This is a genomic window from Arenibacter antarcticus (assembly GCF_041320605.1).
GTDB lineage: Bacteria > Bacteroidota > Bacteroidia > Flavobacteriales > Flavobacteriaceae > Arenibacter > Arenibacter antarcticus.
Genome location: NZ_CP166679.1, coordinates 616855 through 640105, shown reverse-complemented (window position 1 = coordinate 640105; position 23251 = coordinate 616855). Strand labels below are relative to the sequence as shown.

Genomic DNA, 23251 nt, shown 5'->3' with positions numbered 1-23251 from the left:
GAAGAATTATGGGTAAGAGTATTCTAACAGATAAAAGTTATGCCTTTGCGATCATGGTGGTTAAGTTGTCTCAATATTTAGTTTCTAAAAAAAGGGAATTAGTATTAAGCAAACAGTTTTTAAGAAGTGGTACGGCGATTGGAGCATTAATTAGAGAAGCTGAATTTGCTCAAAGCAAAAAGGATTTTGTAAATAAAATGAGCATTTCCCTCAAAGAAGCTAACGAGACTTTGTATTGGTTGGATTTGTTGAAAGATACTGGTTATATAAAGGAAGAAGAGTATCAAATACATTTTGGTTTAAATAAGGAATTAGTTGCCATGTTAGTAAGTTCTATTAAAACCTCAAAATTAAATATTCAAAAATGAAACAGTTTAAATACATATTAAAAGCAGCTAGTTTTGGTTTTTCATTTTTCACTCTTCCTTTAAGAGGTGTGTTAATTTTAAGTTTTTCACTTTTCACTTTTCACTTTACAAGTGCTCAACAACTAGAGAACCTTATTGAGGAAGCATTGACCAATAATCCAGAGATTCAAAAGTTTGATTATCTGTATCAGATCGCTTTCGAAAAAGTAAATGAAGTGAACAGCTTGCCAAATACCGATTTTAATTTTGGGGTTATGGCCATAGCTCCTGAAATGGATATGCCTATGGAGCAATTTAATGCATCTGTAATGCAAATGTTACCGTGGTTTGGAACCATATCGGCAAGGGAAAATTATGCTATTTCAATGGCAGACGCCCAATTTGTTGAAGTAACCATTGCCAAGCGAAAGTTAGCGCTTTCCGTTTCCCAATTCTATTACCTGCTCTATGAAATAAGAGCCAAGCAGGAAATACTTGACAAGAACATAGCGCTTTTGGAAACCTATGAACGCCTTGCACTCACCTCCTTGGAAGTGGGCAAAGCATCGGCAGTGGATGTATTGCGATTACAGATCAGACAGAACGAGCTAAAACAAGAGAAAGATGTTTTAATGGAGCAAAACAAAGGCATACAGGCCGCTATGAACAGTTTAATGAATCGGGAATATGATATAGAGGTATCTGTGGTTTCTTTATTGGAAATTCCGGAAGACGACAATTTCTTTAGCTTCGAGAGCCTGGCTATAAACCCGGAGTTGCTTAAATATGACAAGCTCTACCAATCTGTTGATCAGGCCGAGTTGTTAAACCAAAAGGAAAGTGGTCCAATGGTAGGGGTTGGCGTGCAATATATCAATCAAGAAAATAGTCCCATGATAACCAGTTCCTATAAAGATATGGTTATGCCCATGGTCTCCTTATCCATCCCTATTTTTAATAATAAGTATAAATCCCAAACCAAGCAAAATGAATTGCGAAAGCAAGAGATACAATCTCAGAAAGAGGTGCGTTTGAACGTGCTAAAGGCAGATTTGTCCAAAGCCATTGCTCAGCGTAATCAGTCGCGAATTAAATTCAATACACAAGACAAGAACCTGAAACAAGCTGAATATGCCGAAGAAATCCTTATCAAGAATTATGAAACAGGAACTATTAATTTTAATGATGTCTTAGACGTTCAGGAATTGCAATTGAAGTTTCAAATGGCACAGGTTGAAACCGTAAAGCAATATTACGTCCAGTCCGCTCTTATCAATTATTTAACGAATTAAAAATTATAGGATTTGAAGTAATCAGAAGAAATAATTTTTAAAATATAGAAAATGAACAACTATAGAATACATAATTCTATTGATTCTAATACTATTGAACAATTTTATATAAACAAGTATTAACCTTAACGTAAATTAAAATGAAAAAAGTAAAATTAACGACAACAATTATGGTAGTGGCTTTTGTAGGCCTAACAACAATGTCTTGTAAGGACAGTAAAAAAGAAAAAGCAACAGATACCCACTCGGAAATGGGCCACGATGAAATGAGTGCATCCCATACTATGAAGGATTCCGATGCACAAAATTCTGCATCCAAGCAGGTATTAGCAGATTATATGTTACTTAAAGATGCATTAGTAGCGACCGATGAAGGTGCTTCTGCAAAAGCTGGTGAGAAGCTTGAAGCTACATTAAAAGATTTTAATGTAGACAACTATACTTCTGAAGAGCAGAACGAGTTGAATGAAATCATTGAAGCTGCAACAGAGCACGCCGCGCATATAATGAAGAGCGACATTGCCCACCAACGTGAACATTTCCAAATGTTGACTAAGGATATTACAGATATGGTGGCTATTATAGGGACGGACAATACACTATACCAACAATTTTGCCCTATGTATGCGGATGGTGGTGCATGGTTAAGTATGGAAAAGGAAATTAAAAACCCTTACTTCGGTAGTAAAATGATGAATTGCGGTAAAGTACAAAAAGAGATTAACTAAGTGAAGATTGTAAAGATCATAGCATTGGTATTATTGGTAGCGTTTGTGGGAATTCAATTTATTCCCACAGAACGCAATCAAAGTGATACGGTTCCAGCAACCGATTTTATGCTGGTTAATAAGGTTCCGGTAGCTATTCAAAAGAAGTTACAGGTTTCTTGCTATGATTGCCACAGTAATAATACCCAATATCCTTGGTATAATAGGATTCAACCTGTCGCTTGGGTTTTGGAAGATCATATTAAAGAAGGAAAATCCGAGCTTAATTTCAGTGATTGGAAGGGGTATTCTAAACGAAGAAAAAACAGCAAACTAAAATCCATCATCAGCCAAATTAAAGATGATGAAATGCCGCTTTTCTCTTACACGTTGCTACATAGGGAAGCTGTGTATTCGGATTCTGAAAAAGCATTAGTGATAAACTATATTAAGCGGATAAAAGATAGTTTATAGGAAAGCTTAATTTAAGAGACAAGGTTCATTCTCATTTGTGAAAGACCTGCTGAATTTTTAGCGTTGAATGGATTGTTTGATATTGTGTTGGAGAAAGTAGATTTATCTCAATTCAGATTTTTAAACTTTTTCATTACAATTTATTTGAATAGGAATAAAATAGACCACGCATGATTCCACCAAACTAGGTTTTATAAACATGTTTGGGGATTTTAGAAAAATCAGTTATAGTGCGGTTCTTTATGCGAAAAAGGTATCAAAACAAGAAATAGAAATTGCAGAAATAAAAGCAATAATAACACGATTGGAGAATAACAAATAAATATACAAACAATGAAAAAGAATATCATTTACATAGGTGTTGCCTTGATTGTTGGGCTGTTGGGTGGCTATCTCCTTTTTGGGGGTGATGCTTCGGATAGGGCTGCAAATTCTAAAGACAACCACGATCATACAGAAGAAATAGCTTCTAACCAAATGTGGACCTGCTCTATGCACCCACAGATTATGCAACCAGAACCAGGAGATTGTCCTCTTTGTGGGATGGATTTAATACCGGCCGAAACTGGTGCAGATGGTCTTAGTGCCAATGAAATTAAAATGACCGAAAATGCAATGGCTTTGGCCAATATCCAAACGTCGGTAGTAGGACAGGGCCAAATGGGAAAGAATTCCCTTAAATTGTCTGGAAAGATAAAAGCCAATGAAGAGACAAATGCCGTACAGGTTACCTATTTTGCAGGAAGAATTGAAAAACTATACGTAAATTCTACAGGGGAACGTGTTGGCATAGGGCAACGCTTGGCCACCATTTATTCCCCAGAATTAGTTGCAGCACAGCAAGAGCTACTTACCGCTTCCTCTTTAAAAGAATCGCAACCAGAACTGTACAAGGCTGTTAGGAACAAGCTTAAATTATGGAAACTTTCGGAAAACCAAATTAATGCAATAGAAGCTGCTGGAAAAGTCCAGGAGAACTTTCCTGTATTTGCAACAGTATCAGGAACAGTAACGGAGAAAATGGTGGAAGAGGGAGATTATTTAAAGCTAGGACAACCCTTATTCAAAATTGCCAATCTTAACACAGTATGGGCAGAATTTGATGCCTACGAAAACCAACTTTCTTCCTTGAAAAAAGGACAAAACATCAAAGTAACTACCAATGCTTATCGCAATGAAGTATTTGATGCCAACGTTACGTTTGTTGATCCCTTATTAAATTCAGCTACAAGAACGGTAGTGGTAAGAGCGGTCTTGAAAAATAAGAATGACCTCTTTAAACCAGGAATGTTTGTTGAAGGTATTATCGAAGGCACGCAAACAAGAACCGAGAATACCGTTTCTGTACCCGCAACAGCTGTTATGTGGACAGGTGAACGCTCTTTAGTATATGTTAAAACAAATCCTAATGAGGCTATTTTTGAAATGAGGGAAGTTCTATTAGGCGATACCAATGGAGACACTTATACGATCCTTAAAGGGCTAGAAAATGGGGATGTAGTGGTAACTAATGGGACCTTTACGGTAGATGCAGCAGCGCAGTTACAAGGGAAAAAAAGCATGATGAATACAGAAGGAAAATTAGAGATAAATCCTATAAATCATTTAGCTGATATAAAAAGATTGGTAGTGCCATCTAAATTCCAAGTGCAGTTAAAAGCAATTTTTGATGATTATATGGTTATTGAAAAGGCTTTGGTCCAAGACAATGCAGAAATACCACAAAAGGCTGCCAGTGCCATGCTTAAGAGCATTCAGAACGTTGACATGAAACTGATAAATGAGGATCCAGCTCATAGTCGTTGGATGCTTTTGGATGAAGAACTTCAGGAATCGGCCACTGCAATATCCAATACTTCAGATATTAAAATGCAGAGGAATCATTTTATTTCACTTTCGGCTCATTTAATTAATGCAGTTAAAACTTTTGGTATTAGCCGAAAAGTCTTTGTGGATTATTGCCCAATGGTGAATAATGATGTAGGAGCGTATTGGTTGAGCACTGAGGAAGAAATCCTAAACCCCTATTTCGGGGCAAGTATGCTTCGATGTGGGGAGGTTACAGATGAAATAAATTAATCCCTAAAAAGGTCCTAGAAGGTGTTGGGATTTTAAATTTCTAATACCTTTTAAGACCTTTTTAAATATCAAAATTTCACCAGACAATCATCGCAATTAGTCCCTAATAATTGATTCTTCCCATGTGGTTGACTGGACAAGTGAAGAAGATTATCAGCCCTAGCCTATTGACGGAGCTATACTTCATAACTATTAAGAGTATTATGAGCTTCTTTTACTTCTAACAATTTTTACAACACGGTTATATACGATCTCCGTTAAATTCCAAGTATATCCTCCACTTGTACTTACAAACTGAACAACGACCGCATCACTATCTTTGTGATACCTTGCAATACTAGAGTATCCTGGCAATAATCCTGTATGTTCATATTCATAAATGGACGAATAAATAGCTTGTTCCTTATCATTTAGCAAAGAACCATCGTTCAATGCTCTCAAGAATATCCCCACATCCTCTGCTGTGGCTACCATTGAGCCTGCAGGGTTTATAAAATCATGATACTTTAGATCACCATCATAACCAACATCATACCCGCTCATAACATCGTCTAAATCCACTTCACTAAGCAAACTGTATGTATTGTTCAGCCCAAGCGGCATCAAAATTTCCTTTTTAATATATTGGTGATGGCTATATCCCAATGTTTTATCAAGGATTTCACCTATCAATAAATAATTCGTATTGGAATACCTATATTTTTTATCAGGTTCAAAGTCCGCAGGGGTATCCAGCACCAACTCCAGATTTTCTCTATTGGTTCTAGGTGGGTGTTGCCAATAGCCAGGGGTGTCGGTGAAATTGGGAATGCCACTCCGATGTTGCACCATCATTCTCAGGGTGATTTTATCTGCATTTTCAATCCTTCCCGCAATTTCTGGAAGGTAGCCAGCGAGCGTTTTATCTAATGACAATTGGTTGTCATTAACCAATTTAGCGACGGCAACAGCGACATATAACTTGCTGATACTAGCAATTTTGAATAAAGCGTGCGGATTGGCGGGTATTTTGTTTTTTCGGTCGTGCCAGCCTGCGGCATAAAACTCCGGTGGCTTCCCTGCTTGGTCTACATAAACAATCATTCCATCAAATCCATGATCAATTGCTTCATTGACTTGTTCCTGAACCGTATCGGGTAGTGGAAAAATCCAAGCTTTTACCAAAATCCATGGTACGAACCACAAAGAGGATATGCTTGCAATAATAAATATTATTCTGAGAATTCGTTTTGATTGTTTCTTCTTCATAATATCATATTTCTTAAGGATGATACACTTTTATTAAATAGCTCAGTACCTATTGTGTTCCTAATAATATAAAAGCTTTCCCTTAATATTTTTCGGGTAAACGTATGTTGGTGTTCTTTTTATATGTTTCGGAAAAGTCTTTCAACGCTAAATCTAATGGATTATCTAAGTTCAGCATATCTTTTCTACTTGATCTATTTAATTCTAATTTTTGCTTGTCTACCATGTTGAATTTCCATGACAGATTCTTAAGTCCAAACAAAGGTCTTAAAAAACCGATTCTTCTGATAATGAACTCATAAATGAGGTAACAAGCTAAACCGGTAAAAGCAACAATGCTTATAAATTTTAACATGATGGGTATGTCCATTGGTAATATGAATATGGCCCCTGCATATAATACAAACATGTGAATGATGTAAACTGGATAGGCAGCTTGACTAAAATAGCTTAGGGTTTTACTTGGTTTGTTCAAGTACTTATAGTCAAAGCCAAATACTCCAAAAATCCAGCAATTGGATTCTATAGCCATGAGATACCCCGGTGCTTCCGTTTTAAATAGCACGAATCGAATACTATACAGAATAACGGCCAGACCAACATACAACCATCTCCATTTCAAAGCGGTTTGCCAGAACGTTTTACCACTATACACTAAAAGAAAGCCATTCAGAAACCCATGCCAAGTCTGGGCATACAATGCAAACAACTGGGGCTTTACCAGCAAAACTTCAATGACAAAAAATAGGGTTATCAACAAATTCCCACCAGGATGGCTCATTAGAGCCGATAACGCTCTTTTGATTTTACCATCCTCTTGCTTCTTCAGATAGTAATATAACGGTAAAAGTAAGAGTACATACACAAAGATATTTAACAGAAACCATAAATGGCCTTGATGGGGATAATAGCCCAAGGGCATATTATAGTATTCTTGAAAAATAAAAATATGCAGTGGAACAATGGCCACTATGCCAAAGGTAAAGGGCAACAAAATTCGTTTTGTCCGTTCCAGAAGCAATTGTTTCCAGTTTCGTTTGCGTATGGCGAAATAGAGCCCCATTATTGAAGGTAAGGTATACTGTGGCACTTTAATAACTGGAACCGTAACACAAACCAATTATATGCTAATACTAATTCAGAGTAAGAATGCCACATTTTAAGTAAATAAGATAATTGTGGTGGGTAACTGTGAAGGAAATGTTTTGCAAACTAGCCGTTTTTAAGTAAATATAGCATCATACTATAATGTGGTAAAACAGACTATTTCAAATCATAATTTAACAATAAATTCACCTATTTTTAGTCTAAGTAACTTTTAGGGCAAAAAAAGTATTGTAATTTGATTGTTGTTTAGTTGACTCACTAAAATAGACCATTTACTTTTGAACACCTCATTTTACGGATGTCTTTCAAGGAGTGTCCTTCAATAGTAGTATTTAGGGCTAGAACCAATCCTTGAAAAAGCGAATTTAATCCATTTGTATTTAACGAGCAGGGCTATAAAAATAGTAACACGATAAATCACTTAAAAAAAGGATGACTATGAAAGCACATTAAAAAAATGAATATTAAAAAAATCACTTCTATAAAAATAGCCGAAAAATGCTCCAGCATTTTTCGGCTTATGCAAGTGAATTAAATAAAAATAATAAAATCACCAAAACTGACGAGCAATATGAAAAAAATAAAAATGCGCAGGCCTTTCCAAGCAAATTGGTTGCGTCAAAAAAACCTAACAATGAAACTCACAACACTATTAGTGGTAGTTTCCATGTTTAAAATTGAGGCGAATACCTATGCCGAGAATACCAGTCTCACATTAAATCTAGAAAACACAGTTCAACAGCATCAGGTAGGTGGCGCCATTACCGATGCTGATGGCACTCCCCTCCCTGGTGCAAATATTGTAGAAAAGGGTACCGCCAATGGAGTAACAGCTGACTTTGACGGTAATTTTTCCATTTCTGTAGCGAGCGAAAATGCTACACTAATTATTTCATACATTGGGTTTGCCACTAAAGAAATTGCCCTAAATGGGCAAACGAGCATTTCTGTTAATTTAGCGGAAGATGCTGCTGGGTTGGATGAAGTGGTAGTAGTAGGTTTTGGAACACAGAAAAAGGTCAACCTAACCGGCTCTGTAGCAACAGTAGATGGGGAAACCTTGACCAAAAGACCCGTTACAAATGCCGCCTCAATGTTACAAGGCCAAGTGGCTGGATTAAGAATAGTTCAGGATACAGGAGAGCCAGGAAATGAAGGATTATCCATACGTATAAGAGGACAAGGTACATTTAGTAACGCCGGCTCTAATCCATTAGTTTTAATAGATGGGGTGGATGGGAATCTAAGTGACTTAAACCCAAATGACATCGACAACATCTCTGTCTTAAAGGATGCCGCATCAGCATCCATTTACGGTTCCAGAGCAGCAAATGGGGTTATTTTAGTAACCACCAAATCTGGTAAGGCAGGGGAGTTTACCGTGGAATATAATGTAAATACTGCTATACACACTCCTACCAAACTCTTTGATGTCATTAGTAATTCTGCTGAATACATGGAATTGTGGAACGAAGCAAGAACAAATACGGGGATCACTACGGGGCATTATCCACAATCCGAAATAGACCTGTACAGAAATGCAACGGATCGTACGCTTTATCCAAATGCCGATTGGCTAGATATTATGTTCAATCCGGCTTTTGTACAATCACACAATATCGGGATAAGCGGGGGTAAGGAGGAAACACATTACAAGTTATCCTTAGGCTATGTGGATCAACCTGGCGTAATGAAAGGTTTTAATTATAAGAAGTTCAATGCCCGTTTAAATTTAGGCTCCAAGATTAATGACTTTATTAAAGTAGGCGCGAACATTGGATTAAAAAAGGGGAATTTGTCCAGACCAAGACAGGGGTCCAACGATTTATTCCTGTCAACCATGTCACAAGCGCCCACTTATTTACCAAAATTACCTGATGGGCGCTATTCCTATAAAGCATATGATTTTGAATCCAATAACAAAAATCCTTTGGCCTTAGTAGAGAATGAAGCGCTAAGAACAATTATAGATTACTCTGTTAACGTACAAGGTTGGGCAGATGTCAATTTAACCAAATCAATAAATTGGTACTCTAAAGCTGCAATAGTAGGTGATTTCGAGAAATGGAAAGATTGGAGGCCTGCTGTCCCGCTTTACAACTACCGTACCGGGGAGTTTGCGACCGATTTGGACGTAGGAGGACGTGGATTACAAGTAAATAATAGTCAAAATATTTTTACCAATATTTTTACTTACCTTAAATTTGAGGATGAGGTTGTTGACGGGCACAACCTAACCGCCCAAGTGGGTTACAGTGAAGAATCTAATAAAGAAGAATACCTGCGTGGATATAGACGAGATTATGCTGGTAACAACCTAAGGGAACTGGACGCTGGTAGCCCGGCCGTACAAAATGCCAATGGATCTACCTATGAATGGGCCTTAAAATCATTTTTTGGTCGCTTAGGCTATAATTTTAAGGACAGGTATCTATTGGAGTTAAATATGAGGTATGATGGATCTTCCAGATTACATAAAGATTCCCGATGGGGAGCATTCCCTTCCATCTCCGCAGCGTGGAGGTTATCCGAAGAGTCTTTTATGAAAAATGGAAGAATGGATTGGCTCAACAGCCTAAAGATCAGAGGGTCTTATGGAGAACTGGGGAACCAGAATATTGGTAATTATCCGTATCAGGACATCCTTGGCTTAACTGGAAACTATTCCTTTAACAATGCTAACCTGTCCTCTGGGGCAGCACAGACAGCTTTGTCTAATCAGAATATTACTTGGGAAACCACAACTATTACGGATATAGGTTTAGATATGACCGTGTTTAACGGACTTTCGCTCACCTTTGACTGGTACAGAAAAACAACCTCGGATATTCTTAGGGGATCCCAGGTTACGGGGCTTGTAGGTTTAGACGCTCCAACCATAAATAATGGTACCATGCAGAACACGGGGATAGAGTTAAATTTACAGTACCGTAATAATGTTAGATCTGGTGTATTTGAAGGGCTAAACTACAATGCAGGGTTTACTATTGATCGCTTTAAGAACGAACTTACCGAATTTGGGGAACGTGAAATTGGTGGCAATACAATTAAGGAAGAAGGCCGTTCTTGGGAAACCTTCTATATGTTGGAATGGGCAGGAATTTTCCAGACCCAGGCCGAGGTAGATGCTGCGCCTAAACAGTTTAATGATAATACCGGACCTGGAGACTTAATTTATAAGGATCAAAACGGGGACAATGTTATAGACGATAAAGATCGAACGTTTATTGATGGGCAGTATCCAGATTTTGAATATGCCATGAACTTTAATGCAAACTGGAAAAACTTTGACCTCTCCCTATTTTTTCAAGGAGTAGAAGGTAGAAGTATTTATGTTAGCGATTGGGGAACCATTCCCTTTGTTCAGGGATCACCCCCAACAACAGATTGGAGAGGTAGATGGACAGAAGATAATCCATCCACCACAATGCCTAAAATTTATTGGGGATTTAATGCCCCGGATAAAGTTAGAAGGACTTCCAGTTACTTTCTACAGGATGCCTCTTACTTAAGGTTAAAGAATATTTCTATAGGATATAACTTACCTAACTCATTAATAGAGAAGATAAAGCTTAAAAAGTTAAGGATTTATCTTTCTGGAGATAACCTTTTGACCTTTACCAATTATCCTGGTCTAGACCCTGAAAGAGGAGGAAGTGGTCGTTTTGTTAACTATCCGCAAAACAAAATATATTCTCTAGGTCTTAACGTTCAATTTTAAAGATAAAATCATGAAAAGATATATTTTACAAATAGTTTTAAGTATCCTCTGTATCAGTTTTGTAGGATGTGAAAAGGATGCACTGGACAAAAATCCCTTGGATAAATTATCTAGCGGTGATTTTTGGAAATCCCAACAGGATTTTGACATGGCGCTTACCGCAATATACGGAGAGATGCAAAATGGAATGTTCTCAGTAGGAGCGCCCAACTGGGATGTTCTTACCGATAACGGATATGGACAACATAGTTATTGGGGTAGTCAGGCAATTGTGCAAGGGAATATTTCGCCAACTTCTGGTGGCTATATTTCTGATGTTTACGGTAGCAGCTATAAGGGAATTGCACGAATCAATATTTTTCTTGAGCAACTAAATAATTTTCAAGGTGATGAAATAGATAGTGCAACCAAATCTAAGTATGAAGGTGAAGCTATGTTTATGCGTGGTTTCTATTATTTTCAACTGTACTCCAATTACGGTTCGGTCCCTATTGTAACCGAACCCCTAACGCTGGAAAATCAGATTCAGCCCAAAGCTCCGGAAAATGAGGTTTTGGCTCGGTCATTGGCCGATCTTGATACCGCAATTGCTAACTTATCTTCTGAATTATATGCAGATAATGGCGGACATGTAGTTAAGTCGTCCGCACAAGCCTTAAAACTTAGGGTGTTGCTATTCGCTGCCTATGGAGACACTGGAACAGCAGATTCTGGAATAATGACCCAAGCAAGAGATCTAGCATTGGAAATAATGGGCGCGGGGTATGAATTAAGCGAAAATTTTGAAGATGTCTTTAGGGACGGAACCCAAGAAGGAAATCCAGAAATTATCTTTTCCATCAAATTTTTGGCACCGGACAATTCTACTTCTATGGATCAATGGTATGGAGATTGGGTGGTAATTAGCCCCCTACAGAATTTAGTGGATGCCTTTGACCCACTAGACCCTAGATTGGATAAAACCATATATGCCGATGAAGTGAATTTTGATGGCAATATTCACAACCCTTCCAACGGCCTGCCCACCGGATATGGGGTGAAGAAATTTCTTAGCCCTAGTCTAATGCCTTATGGTTATTCTACCCAAAGTCAGCAAGATTGGGTACTGTTGAGATATGCGGACGTATTGTTGATGTATGCTGAAGCACAGAATGAACTTGTTGGCCCAGACCAATCTGTTTATGATGCTATTACGGCAATCCGTGATCGCGCTGGTATGTTGGATATCACAGTAGGACTAACAAAAGATCAGATGCGGGAGATTATCCGTTATGAACGGAGAATTGAGCTGGCTTTTGAGGGCTTAAGATATTATGACCTTAAAAGATGGAGAATTGCTGAAGAAGTATTGAATAACATATCGGACGGTGTGCTGGATTATACTTTTGAAGAACGGTTTTATCACTGGCCTTTACCACAATCTGAAATTGATAAGAGCCAAGGAGTGTTGGAGCAGAATCCGGACTACTAAGTTTCTATACAAATACTACTTTCCCTTTTAAACTAGTTTTATAATAGGGAGTTTCAAGATAGTCCAGGAATCTTTTTAGTTCCTGGATTATCTTTATTACGGAGTAAAGCAAAACTAGAATTCCTAGCGATAAATAATTGTTTTTTTTCGGATCGAATTCTACCAATAATTGTTTCCAGCGTATCTGGAAATAATTGTACAACGAAAATGAATATTAAATTGGACTAATGAACTTTAAAAAACGTAGCTATTTCAGCGCCCTTATTACAATCGTTCTTTTTACCACTTACAACCTAGTAGGACAAACAAATGAGCCATTAAAGCTTTGGTATAATCAGCCGGCACAAAAATGGATGACGGAGGCGTTGCCCATCGGTAACGGCTATATGGGAGCCATGATCTTTGGAGGCATAGAGGAAGAACATATCCAGTTTAACGAAGAAACCCTATGGACGGGAGGGAAAGGCGAATGGGACCAATATAACGGAGGCAATCGGGAAAATGCTTATAAACACCTACCAGAGGTTAGACGCTTACTTAATGAGGGTAAATATCAGGAAGCTCATCAACTCGCAAATAAAGAACTTACCGGAATAATCAAGGCCGATGCTGGGAATGATGTTTTAGAAGGGTATGGGGCCTATCAGCCTTTTGGGGACCTGTTTATTAAACCTGCACAAGAGGGGGAGCCAAAAAACTATAAAAGAACACTGGATATTTCCAAAGCGATCTCGGCCATTACCTATACCGTAAATGGAGTGGACCATAAACGTGAGTATTTTGCTAGCTATCCTAGTCGCACTCTGGTTTTCCATTTTGAAAATGACAGTCCAAACGGTATCGATTACGTCATCAAACAAACTACAGTCCATAAGAACGTTTCAATATTTTTGGAAGGTAAAGAACTCGTTATGTCCGGAAGTCTGGAGAATAACGGGATGGGATTGGAAAGTAGGATGCTGATCGATTCTGATGGTAAAAAACTAAGCTTTACAAATGGCGAACTACTGGTGAGATCAGCAAAGAAGCTGACGTTGTACCTAACCGCCGCAACCGATTATAAAAATGAATATCCCAATTATAATGGAAGGGATTATAAGGCGTTAAACCAAAAAACAATTGAAGCCTTAAAAAAGAAGAACTACCACCAACTTTTATCGGAACACATAGAAGATTACACCAACCTATTTTCACGGGTAAATTTTGAATTGGAATCCTCGGACCAAAATAACATTCCCACGGACGAAAGGCTAAAAGCGTACGCTGCAGGCAACGAAGACTCTGCCTTGGAAACCCTATATTTTCAATACGGGCGTTACCTTCTTATCAGCAGTTCCAGACCAGGTACCATGCCTGCCAACTTGCAGGGCAAATGGAACAATAAGACAAATCCGCCCTGGGCCAGCGATTATCACGCTAATATCAACATTCAAATGATCTATTGGCCTGCGGAAATCACCAATTTATCAGAAAGCCATGAGCCATTAATAGACTATATAGATAAATTAAGGGCTCCCGGCCGAAAATCGGCAAAGGACTTTTTCAATGCCGAGGGGTGGATGGTGAATACCATGAACAATCCATTTGGATTTACCGCTCCGGGATGGGATTTTCCATGGGGCTTTTTCCCAGGAGGCGCGGCCTGGTACGGCCGACATGTATGGGAGCATTATGAATTTTCCGGAGACCGTACCTATCTAAAGGAGAAGGGGTATCCCATAATGAAAGAGGCCGCCCAATTTTGGTTGGACTATCTTACTAAAGATGCCGATGGATACTTGGTATCCTCTCCCTCGTATTCTCCCGAACATGGGGGAATTTCCACTGGGGCGTATATGGATATAGAAATTGCATGGGATATCTTTACCAATTGTATTAAGGCCAGCGAAGTTCTGGGTGAAGATAAGGCTTTCAAAGAGAAACTAGTTGCCGCAAAAGCACAGCTTTTACCACTGAGAATAGGGAAGTGGGGCCAGTTACAGGAATGGAAGGAAGATTTGGATGATCCTAATAACAAACACCGCCATGTTTCCCATTTATATGCGCTGTATCCAGGGAGTCAAGTGAATACTTTGGAGACCCCAGCTCTAGTAGACGCTGCAAGAGTATCATTGGATGCAAGAGGCGACGACGGAACCGGATGGTCCATTGGATGGAAAATTAATTTTTGGGCCCGTTTGTTGGATGGAGATCGGTCCTATAAATTGCTGAGAAGGGCCATGAAGTTAGTCCATGAAGATGGCGTAAACATGATGGACGGAGGTGGAGTCTATACCAACTTACTTTCCACTCACCCACCCTTTCAATTGGATGGGAATATGGGGGCAACAGCAGGAATGGCAGAGATGCTCCTACAATCACATTCCGGAGAAGTTCATCTGCTACCGGCGCTTCCCAAGGCATGGCCATCAGGAAAGATTTCTGGGCTGAAAGTAAGGGGTGGAATCCAAGTGGATATGGAATGGAAAGAAGGTGAATTAACCCTGGTGAGATTGTTATCGAATGTAACCCAATCCAAAAAGGTAAAGTATCAAGATAAAACAGTTGAAGTTAATTTAATAGGAGGGCAAGTATTGACCCTGAATGGGGAACTGCAACCATTAAATTAATAAAGGACCGACCACTATCTAAATATTGGAGATTTTATGAAAGTAATTTTTGTTCCCAAGGTATTATTAGAGGTTTCCCGATGGGGAGTGTTCCTATTAATTCTGGGAGCTGCCAATGTGTTGAAAGCCCAAAAGATTATTGATCTTAAGGATGATGCACTTGTATTAAATAGCTCAGTACCTATAATGTACCTAATAATATAACAGCTTTCCCCTTAATATTTTTCGGGTAAACGTATGTTGGTGTTCTTTTTATCTGTTTCGGAAAAGTCTTTCAACGCTAAATCTAATGGGTTATCTAAGTTCAGCATATCTTTTCTACTTGATCTATTTAATTCTAATTTTTGCTTGTCTACCATGTTGAATTTCCATGACAGATTCTTAAGTCCCAACAAAAGTCTTAAAAAACCGATTCTTCTGATAATGAACTCATAAATGAGGTAACACGCTAAACCGGTAAAAGCAACAATGCTTATAAATTTTAACATGATGGGTATGTCCATTGGTAATATAAACATGGCCCCGGCATATAATACAAACATGTGAATAATGTAAACTGGATAGGCAGCTTGACTAAAATAGCTTAGGGTTATACAAACGGTAATATTTATTTGACTATTAATCTAAGACTGAATTATTCGTTTTTCTAAATTCTGTATTTTTATTAGAAAAACTAACAAAAACAAATATTAATGAAACCCATAGATAGAATTGAACTCATTATGAAACCAATATTTCCAACTTTGAAAAGGCTATTGGGGCATCCAACAATAGTATAGGGATTGCTATTAGAAGAAAATCCGCGGTAAAGGACTACAGAACAGTATTTTAAATGGATATCAGGAAATAAGTGCTGAATGGCTATTAACGGGAGAGGGGGAGATGTTAGGAGGTACTGAAACAAGTATCTTAAATGATGTTGAGAATAGTAAAAAGGTGCTGGATAAGTTCAATAATATTACTCCTGAGGATGTAGCCAATTATCTTGTTGCTAACTTTGATGAGCTAAGGAAGAACCCGTTAATAGATTTATTTATTGAAAAGGAGGTTTGGAAAATCAGGTTGAAAAAGGTGTAAATCATACATCAAATGACTAATCTCGGATGTAATTATGTGGGGAAAACATAAGGGTGTAAACTAAAAAACCCTTGAAAATCAGTTGATTAACAAGGGTCTTGGTACTCGAGGCGGGACTTGAACCCGCACGGACTAATGTCCATTGGATTTTAAGTCCAACGTGTCTACCAATTCCACCACTCGAGCCTCTGCTTTATACAGCGTTTCCACATTTGGTAGAACGTGGAAGTTAAATGAGCGAAAAACGGGATTCGAACCCGCGACCTCCACCTTGGCAAGGTGGCGCTCTACCAGCTGAGCTATTTTCGCGTTTTGTTTTATGAACGTCACATCCTACTCGAATGCGGGAGCAAATTTAATATAATTCTCCAAAAAGCAAAGAACTTTTTGCTAAAAAGAATCAAAATAATTGTAATCCCCGCAGGTTGAATATTTTATGATATAAATACTCGCTTTTTAACGCTCGCCTAAAAACCTTAGGCGTTCTTCTTTTTGGTGAGCAATCGCTGTATCTCACTAAGTTTCATCAAGGCTTCTACAGGGGTTAATGTATTGATATCCAAATGGGTAATCTCTTCTTTGATCTGTTCCAATAAGGGGTCGTCCAAGTTAAAGAAGCTAAGTTGCATCTCACTCTGCACCAACTGCAACTTATCTGTAAGCTCCTCACTGGAATGTGATTTTTCTAGTTTCTTTAAAATCTTATTCGCTTTTTGGATCACTTGTTGGGGCATTCCCGCCATTTTAGCAACATGAATCCCAAAGCTATGCTCACTTCCCCCCGGGGTCAGCTTACGTAAAAAGAGCACATTGTCCTTTAATTCCTTTACCGAGACATTGTAGTTTTTAATCCGGTCAAAAGTATTGGTCATTTCGTTCAGCTCGTGGTAATGCGTAGCAAAAAGTGTTTTTGCCCTCGCCGGATGTTCATGCAGGTATTCCGATATGGCCCAGGCGATAGATATACCGTCATAAGTACTGGTCCCACGACCAATCTCATCCAACAGCACCAAACTGCGTTCAGAGAGGTTGTTAAGGATAGAGGCCGTTTCGTTCATTTCTACCATAAAAGTAGATTCGCCCATAGAAATGTTGTCACTGGCTCCTACACGGGTGAATATTTTGTCTACATACCCAATTTTGGCAGAATCAGCTGGTACAAAACTGCCCATCTGCGCCAATAGCACTATAAGGGCGGTTTGTCTTAGTATGGCCGATTTACCACTCATGTTCGGACCTGTGATCATTATAATCTGCTGCTCGTCCCGGTTAAGGGTAACGTCGTTGGTAATATATTGCTCTCCCAAGGGCAATTGTTTTTCAATTACCGGATGGCGACCACCAACAATAGACAGTTCGGTGGAATCGTCCATGACGGGGGCAACGTAGTTATTTTCAATAGCCAATTGGGTAAAACCGCATAGGCAATCTAACTGCGCCACCAAATGGGCGTTATTTTGTACAGGGGCTATATATTCCTGCATCCAAACTACCAGTTGGGAGAATAATTGTTGTTCCAACCCTAGGATTCGTTCCTCCGCACCTAAAATTTTCGCTTCGTATTCTTTGAGCTCCTCAGTGATGTAGCGTTCCGCATTTACCAAGGTCTGCTTGCGGATCCAATCTGCAGGGACCTTGTCCTTATGAGTGTTTCTAACTTCTATATAGTAACCAAAAACGTTGTTGGAAGCTATTTTTAGGGAGGAGATCCCTGTGCGCTTGGTTTCGCGTTCCAACATTTTGTCTAAATAATCCTTTCCTGAAAATGCCAAACCTCTTAGCTCGTCCAATTCTGGGGAATAGCCTTTGGCAATAGTGCCCCCCTTTACCAAATTAACAGGTGCCTCTTCATTCAGCATTTCCTTAATCTTGCTGCGGAGCATTTCGCATCCGTGCATCTGATCCCCTAGGAGGCCAAGGGCCTCGTTCTTGGTTTTTACGGTAAGCTGCTTTATAGGAACAATAGCTTCCAAAGAGTTTTTTAACTGTACCACCTCCTTGGGATTTATTTTGCCCGTAGCCACCTTGGAAATTAATCGCTCCAAGTCCCCAATCATTTTAATGGCGTTCCTCAATTTCTGAAGAATGATCTCATCTTTCTGTAAGTGGGAAATAACCTGATGCCTTCTCCTAATTTTCTCAATATTTTTAAGCGGAAGGGCAAGCCAACGCTTTAACATACGACCTCCCATTGGGGAAAGGGTTCTGTCTATCACCTCTAAAAGGGTAACCGCATTCTGATTGTTGGAGTGGTAGAGTTCCAAATTTCGGATCGTAAACCGATCCATCCAAATATGCTCCTCTTCCGCAATCCGCTGTAGACTGCTTATATGTTTTAATTGTCTGTGCTGAGTGTCGGACAGGTAGTGCATTATTACCCCTGCCGCCACAATCCCATGACTTAAATGATCCACTCCAAACCCCTTTAGGCTTTTGGTTTTAAAGTGATTGGTGAGTGATTCCAGTGCATAATCGTCCTGAAATACCCAATCTTCGGTAAAAAAGGTGTGGAACTGGGTGCCGAAAACCGCTAAAAATTCTTTTTTGTTCGCCTTGGAGACCAATACTTCGTTAGGCGAGAAATTCTGAAGTAATTTGTCAATCTGTTCCTCATTCCCCTCTGAGGTAAGAAACTCCCCCGTGGAAATGTCCACAAAGGCAATGCCCAAGCGATTTCGGCCAAAATGTACCGCACACAGGAAATTGTTGCTTTTTGCGGTTAAAATATCATCGTTCATGGCCACCCCTGGGGTTACCAATTCCGTTACTCCCCTTTTTACAATGGTTTTGGTGAGTTTGGGATCTTCCAATTGATCGCAGATCGCCACGCGTTGCCCAGCCTTTACCAATTTGGGTAGATAGGTGTTAATGGAATGGTGAGGAAACCCTGCCAATTCTGTCCGGACCCCGCCATTATTCCTGTGTGTAAGCGTAATTCCCAATATCTGAGTCGTCTTAACGGCATCTTCCCCAAAAGTCTCATAAAAATCGCCCACTCTGAACAATAGCAGAGCATCGGGATATTTCACCTTTATGGTATTGTACTGTTTCATTAAAGGCGTAACCTTTTTTGTCTTTCCTGAGTCTGCCAAAAGCGATTTTATTAACTTATTTTTGTATCCGAATTATAGGAACGAAAGTAAGGTTTATCTATTGGAATGCCTACTATTGTTGATATTTTAGGGATAACTTTGTGGAATAATATGCCGTTTTTTCTTTCTGAAAGTGAGGAGAATTGGTTGATAATTTAAAATTGAGAATGCGTAAATTAGAAAATAGTGAATTAGACCGACTTAATGTAGAGGAGTTTAAACAGCACAAAAAGACTCCCATCTGTATTGTGTTAGACAATGTGAGGAGCCTTAACAATATTGGTTCTGTTTTTAGAACCGCCGATGCTTTTTTGATCGAAAAAATTTATCTCTGTGGTATTACAGCTACCCCGCCACATAAAGAGATCCATAAGACTGCCCTTGGGGCTACGGACAGTGTGGCCTGGGAATATCATGAGGATGCCTTGGAATTGGTGCAGGATTTACAAAAAAATGGGTATCAGGTATATTCCGTGGAACAGGCAGAGAATGCGCAAATGTTGAGCGACTTTGAATGTGAGCAGGACAAAAAATATGCTGTAGTCTTTGGAAACGAGGTGAAGGGTGTTTCTCAAAAAGTAGTATCCCAAAGTGATGGGGTATTGGAAATCCCCCAATACGGGACAAAGCATTCTTTAAATATTTCGGTAAGTGTTGGGATCGTGGTTTGGGACCTTTGGGCGAAATTGCAGGCGAAGTGATAATTTTGGATGATGCAATACTAGCTCAAAGCGCTAATTTTACCGCATAGGTCTGGATCTTGCTTAGGATTTGTTCGTAATCGGCCGTGTTTTCAATAAAATCCATCTCGCTAATATCGATGAGAAGATTGTTTTGCTCCGGAAAACTCTTGATGTAATCCAAATATCCTTTGTTTATTTTTTCTAAATAGGACGGTTCAATATTCTGTTCATAACTTCTTCCCCTTTGTTTGATATTTTGGAGCAACCTTTCGGTATTCTGGTATAAATAAACAAACATTCTTGGTCTTTGAGCTTCCTTGTACATCATTGTGAACAGCTTTCGGTACAATTTAAATTCCTCTTCTTGAAGGGTTACCTTGGCAAAAATCAGGGATTTATGGATGTCGTAATCACTTATCATAAAATTCTTGAACAAGTCGTACTGCGAAGTGTCGTCCATAAATTGCTGGTACCTATCTGCCAAAAAAGACATTTCCAAGGGGAAGGCAAATCTAGCCTGATCTTCATAGAATTTTGGAAGAAATGGGTTGTCCGCAAATCGTTCCAACACCAACTTTGCATTGTAGTCCTGGCCAATCATAGTGGCCAATGTGGTCTTTCCAGCACCAATATTTCCTTCAATGGAAATAAAATGTAGCTGGGAGAAAAGCTGTGTTCTGTTGGTGAAAAGTTTGTGCGAGGTCCGTAATATTTCACTTTTATCCTGACACTCCTGCAGGAGGTTTCTACTGTCTTTATCAAGTATCGGATGATAATATTGTGGCGCTATATCGGCCAAAGGCCTAAGGACGAATTTTCTTTTAAATAGATTTGGATGGGGAATTTCCAAGCGATCGGTTTTAAGGATTTCCCGGTCGTAATAAATAATATCCAGATCTAGGGTCCTAGAAGCATATCCACTGCTTTGCTTTCGTTCCCTACCTAATAAAATTTCAATCTTTAACAATTCCTCTAGTAGGTCTGAAGGCGATAAATGGGTTTCCACGGAAATGCAGGCGTTGTAAAAAGGCTCCCCTTCAAAACCCCAGGCTGGAGTTTCGTAAAGGTGAGAGGTCTTCGTTACGGTGCCAATTCGGGCATTTATTTGGAATATACCCTCTTGCAAATGATTTAATCGGTCTCCAAGATTGCTCCCTAAGGATAAATATGTTGTTTTCGTTTGGTTCATAACAAGCAGACAAAGTAAATAAAAGAAATCTACTTCATAAAAGGAATGTTATGAACAAAGCGTGAATTTTTAAGATAGAACCCCTTCTAGTTAGTGTCAATTATCAATAAATAGACGGTATTTGTTGAGACTATTTACTTTAGAACCATAATTTGGGACAGGAAATATTAAGTTGAAATTATAATAGCATAAATGTCGTATTGGTTATCTTTGTCTGTTATAGTAAACACCAAGTTGAAATGAACTTTTTAAGAAATTTATTGGCGTCCATTATAGGTGGACTTATAGCATTCGGGATCTTATTTGTAATGTTTCTAATTTTAGCTGCCTTGATGAGTAAGGGCGATGGCGCTGTTGCGGTAAAGGATAATTCCGTCTTGGAGTTACAGTTGCAATATCCGATCAATGATTATGTGGGAATGGATAACGCTGACCCGTTTGCCGGACTTTTTAATATGAATCAAGGTTTAGACGAGGTTTTGCATGCCATTCGCGTTGCCAAAGAAGACGATAAGATAAAAGGGATTAGTATTGCTAATAATGTAATAATGGCCGGACTCTCCCAAACCCATGCTATACGGAATGCGTTAAAAGAGTTTCAGGAAAGCGGGAAGTTTATATATGCCTATGGGGATTTCTTTACGCAGAAAGACTATTATTTGGCCAGTGTTGCTAGTGATATTTATCTTAATCCCGTTGGAGCAATGGAGTTTAAGGGGTTGTCTACTGAAGTCCTATTTTTTAAGGACCTACAGGAGAAATCAGGGATTAAAATGGAGGTGATCCGACACGGGAAGTACAAAAGTGCGGTGGAGCCATTTTTAGCCAATGAAATGAGCGATGCCAATAGAACCCAGATTAAAGAATTACTGGAGGGACTTTGGGCAACCATGCTTTCAGATATTTCTGAGAGTAGGGATATAACTGTGGAAGACCTTAATCAGATTGCGGATACCTTAGGGACAAGAACCACTGAATATGCAACTCGATCTGGACTGATAGACCAGGTGGCTCATTTTGATGAGTATGAAACAATGATGAAGGAAACCTTAGAGATGTCAGAAGACGAAGATATAAATTATGTGGCCATAGCCGATTATATCCATGCCGCTAATAAGAAAAAACTGAACACTGGTAAGGATAAGATTGCCGTGATATATGCCCAAGGAGAAATATGGTACGGTGAGGGCGGACCCAATGTTATTGGCCAAGGAATTATTAACGAGGCGATAAAGAAGGCGAGGGATGATAAGGATGTTAAGGCTATAGTGTTAAGGGTGAATTCCCCAGGTGGTAGCGCCCTGACCTCCGATATTATCTGGCGGGAATTAGAAATTACAAAAGAAGTGAAACCGGTAGTAGTCTCTATGGGAGACGTGGCTGCCTCTGGAGGATATTATATTGCCGCAGGAGCCAATAAAATATTTGCAGAACCAACAACAATCACTGGCTCTATAGGGGTATTCGGTACCATCCCTAATTTAAGTAAATTGGCAGAGAATATTGGCATTAACGCAGAGCAGGTAGGGACCAATAAAAATTCGGTCGAATATTCCCTTTTTGAACCTATGCAAGACAATTTTAGGGGTAATGTACAGGAGGGAATAGAGCAGGTGTACAATACATTCTTGGACAGAGTGGCCCAAGGTAGGGGGATTACTATTGCTCAGGCCGACAGTTTGGCACAAGGCCGCGTTTGGAGTGGTGTTGATGCAAAACGTCTGGGATTGGTAGATGAATTGGGAGGATTGGATGATGCTATTGCCGAAGCAGCAATAATGGTAGGGTTGGAGAAATACAGTATACAGAGATTGCCAAAATACAAAACCGGCTTTGAAAAATTAATGGAAGATATGGGGGGTGCCGGTGCACGGGGCAAGGAAGCTATGATACAAAAAGAAATAGGGGTAGAGGCCTATACCATTTTAAAAGAGGTGCGTTCCGCAATGGAAAACAAAGGAGCGCAGGCACGTATGCCATTTACCTTGCGGATCCAATAAGTTGTGGTAGGTGCGGATTTGAGGATAATGATGAAATAAAACGGACCTTTTGGGGTTATATACAAGATGTTGTATTGCAGTTGTGGATAGGTGTGTAATGACTGAGGTGTCGGTCCGAAAATAGGCGAGATGTTGTAAGTGGTAGGTCGACTTAA

17 protein-coding genes and 2 tRNA genes are annotated in these 23251 nt (G+C 39.2%); 12 read left to right on the top strand and 7 right to left on the bottom strand.

The window, feature by feature from the left end:
• Positions 1–8 precede the first annotated feature (8 nt).
• The 5 genes from KCTC52924_RS02720 to KCTC52924_RS02700 all read left to right on the top strand — a co-directional run bounded on the left by KCTC52924_RS02720 (position 9) and on the right by KCTC52924_RS02700 (position 4899).
• Positions 9–368, top strand: coding sequence for a four helix bundle protein (locus tag KCTC52924_RS02720; RefSeq protein ID WP_251809115.1), 360 nt, complete (start codon positions 9–11; stop codon positions 366–368).
• Complete coding sequence (locus KCTC52924_RS02715) at positions 365–1639, top strand: TolC family protein (RefSeq protein ID WP_251809114.1); 1275 nt, start codon at positions 365–367, stop codon at positions 1637–1639. Before KCTC52924_RS02720 ends, KCTC52924_RS02715 begins: the two co-directional genes overlap by 4 nt.
• 170 nt (positions 1640–1809) lie before the next feature.
• Complete coding sequence (locus KCTC52924_RS02710) at positions 1810–2367, top strand: DUF3347 domain-containing protein (protein ID WP_353057510.1); 558 nt, start codon at positions 1810–1812, stop codon at positions 2365–2367.
• Entirely contained in the window at positions 2368–2820 is a 453-nt protein-coding gene (locus KCTC52924_RS02705; RefSeq protein ID WP_251809112.1) for a heme-binding domain-containing protein, read from the top strand.
• A 333-nt stretch (positions 2821–3153) separates the two neighbouring features.
• Positions 3154–4899, top strand: a complete 1746-nt coding sequence (locus KCTC52924_RS02700) for an efflux RND transporter periplasmic adaptor subunit (protein WP_370671501.1) — start codon at positions 3154–3156, stop codon at positions 4897–4899.
• Between the two features lie 201 nt (positions 4900–5100).
• On the opposite strand, the gene KCTC52924_RS02695 is transcribed toward KCTC52924_RS02700, so the two are convergent.
• Together KCTC52924_RS02695 and KCTC52924_RS02690 are read right to left on the bottom strand one after the other, a co-directional pair.
• Positions 5101–6147, bottom strand: a complete 1047-nt coding sequence (locus tag KCTC52924_RS02695; RefSeq protein WP_251809110.1) for a serine hydrolase — start codon at positions 6145–6147, stop codon at positions 5101–5103.
• Positions 6148–6229: 82 nt separating this feature from the next.
• Positions 6230–7210, bottom strand: a complete 981-nt coding sequence (locus KCTC52924_RS02690) for an acyltransferase family protein (protein WP_251809109.1) — start codon at positions 7208–7210, stop codon at positions 6230–6232.
• Positions 7211–7888: 678 nt separating this feature from the next.
• Between KCTC52924_RS02690 and KCTC52924_RS02685 the strand changes: the two genes are divergently transcribed.
• The 4 genes from KCTC52924_RS02685 (at position 7889) to KCTC52924_RS02670 (ending at position 15259) form a co-directional block, all read left to right on the top strand.
• Positions 7889–10975, top strand: a complete 3087-nt coding sequence (locus KCTC52924_RS02685) for a TonB-dependent receptor (protein ID WP_251809108.1) — start codon at positions 7889–7891, stop codon at positions 10973–10975.
• 10 nt (positions 10976–10985) lie between these two features.
• A complete protein-coding gene (locus KCTC52924_RS02680) occupies positions 10986–12446 on the top strand; it encodes a RagB/SusD family nutrient uptake outer membrane protein (protein WP_251809107.1) in 1461 nt (486 codons plus the stop codon).
• A 227-nt stretch (positions 12447–12673) separates the two neighbouring features.
• Positions 12674–15055, top strand: a complete 2382-nt coding sequence (locus KCTC52924_RS02675; protein WP_251809106.1) for a glycosyl hydrolase family 95 catalytic domain-containing protein — start codon at positions 12674–12676, stop codon at positions 15053–15055.
• Positions 15056–15091: 36 nt separating this feature from the next.
• Positions 15092–15259 (top strand): hypothetical protein, encoded by a 168-nt coding sequence (locus KCTC52924_RS02670; RefSeq protein ID WP_251809105.1) that lies wholly within the window; start codon positions 15092–15094, stop codon positions 15257–15259.
• An 11-nt stretch (positions 15260–15270) separates the two neighbouring features.
• Here KCTC52924_RS02670 and KCTC52924_RS02665 read toward each other — a convergent pair whose 3' ends face one another.
• Positions 15271–15597: a hypothetical protein gene (locus KCTC52924_RS02665; protein WP_251809104.1), complete on the bottom strand. Its 327-nt coding sequence runs from the start codon at positions 15595–15597 to the stop codon at positions 15271–15273.
• Between the two features lie 340 nt (positions 15598–15937).
• Between KCTC52924_RS02665 and KCTC52924_RS02660 the strand changes: the two genes are divergently transcribed.
• Positions 15938–16132 (top strand): hypothetical protein, encoded by a 195-nt coding sequence (locus tag KCTC52924_RS02660; protein WP_251809103.1) that lies wholly within the window; start codon positions 15938–15940, stop codon positions 16130–16132.
• A gap of 99 nt (positions 16133–16231) precedes the next feature.
• Here the strand turns inward: KCTC52924_RS02660 and KCTC52924_RS02655 are convergent.
• From KCTC52924_RS02655 to mutS, 3 genes are all read right to left on the bottom strand, one after another.
• A tRNA-Leu gene (locus KCTC52924_RS02655) sits at positions 16232–16318 on the bottom strand.
• Positions 16319–16368: 50 nt separating this feature from the next.
• A tRNA-Gly gene (locus tag KCTC52924_RS02650) sits at positions 16369–16441 on the bottom strand.
• Positions 16442–16608: 167 nt separating this feature from the next.
• Positions 16609–19185, bottom strand: coding sequence for a DNA mismatch repair protein MutS (mutS, locus tag KCTC52924_RS02645; protein WP_251809102.1), 2577 nt, complete (start codon positions 19183–19185; stop codon positions 16609–16611).
• 206 nt (positions 19186–19391) lie between these two features.
• Between mutS and KCTC52924_RS02640 the strand changes: the two genes are divergently transcribed.
• Positions 19392–19925 (top strand): RNA methyltransferase, encoded by a 534-nt coding sequence (locus KCTC52924_RS02640; protein WP_251809101.1) that lies wholly within the window; start codon positions 19392–19394, stop codon positions 19923–19925.
• Positions 19926–19950: 25 nt separating this feature from the next.
• Here KCTC52924_RS02640 and folK read toward each other — a convergent pair whose 3' ends face one another.
• On the bottom strand, positions 19951–21096 hold the full coding sequence (gene folK / locus KCTC52924_RS02635) for a 2-amino-4-hydroxy-6-hydroxymethyldihydropteridine diphosphokinase (protein ID WP_251809100.1): 1146 nt from the start codon (positions 21094–21096) through the stop codon (positions 19951–19953).
• Between the two features lie 239 nt (positions 21097–21335).
• Between folK and sppA the strand changes: the two genes are divergently transcribed.
• Positions 21336–23096: a signal peptide peptidase SppA gene (gene sppA / locus KCTC52924_RS02630; protein ID WP_251809099.1), complete on the top strand. Its 1761-nt coding sequence runs from the start codon at positions 21336–21338 to the stop codon at positions 23094–23096.
• Positions 23097–23251 lie beyond the last annotated feature (155 nt).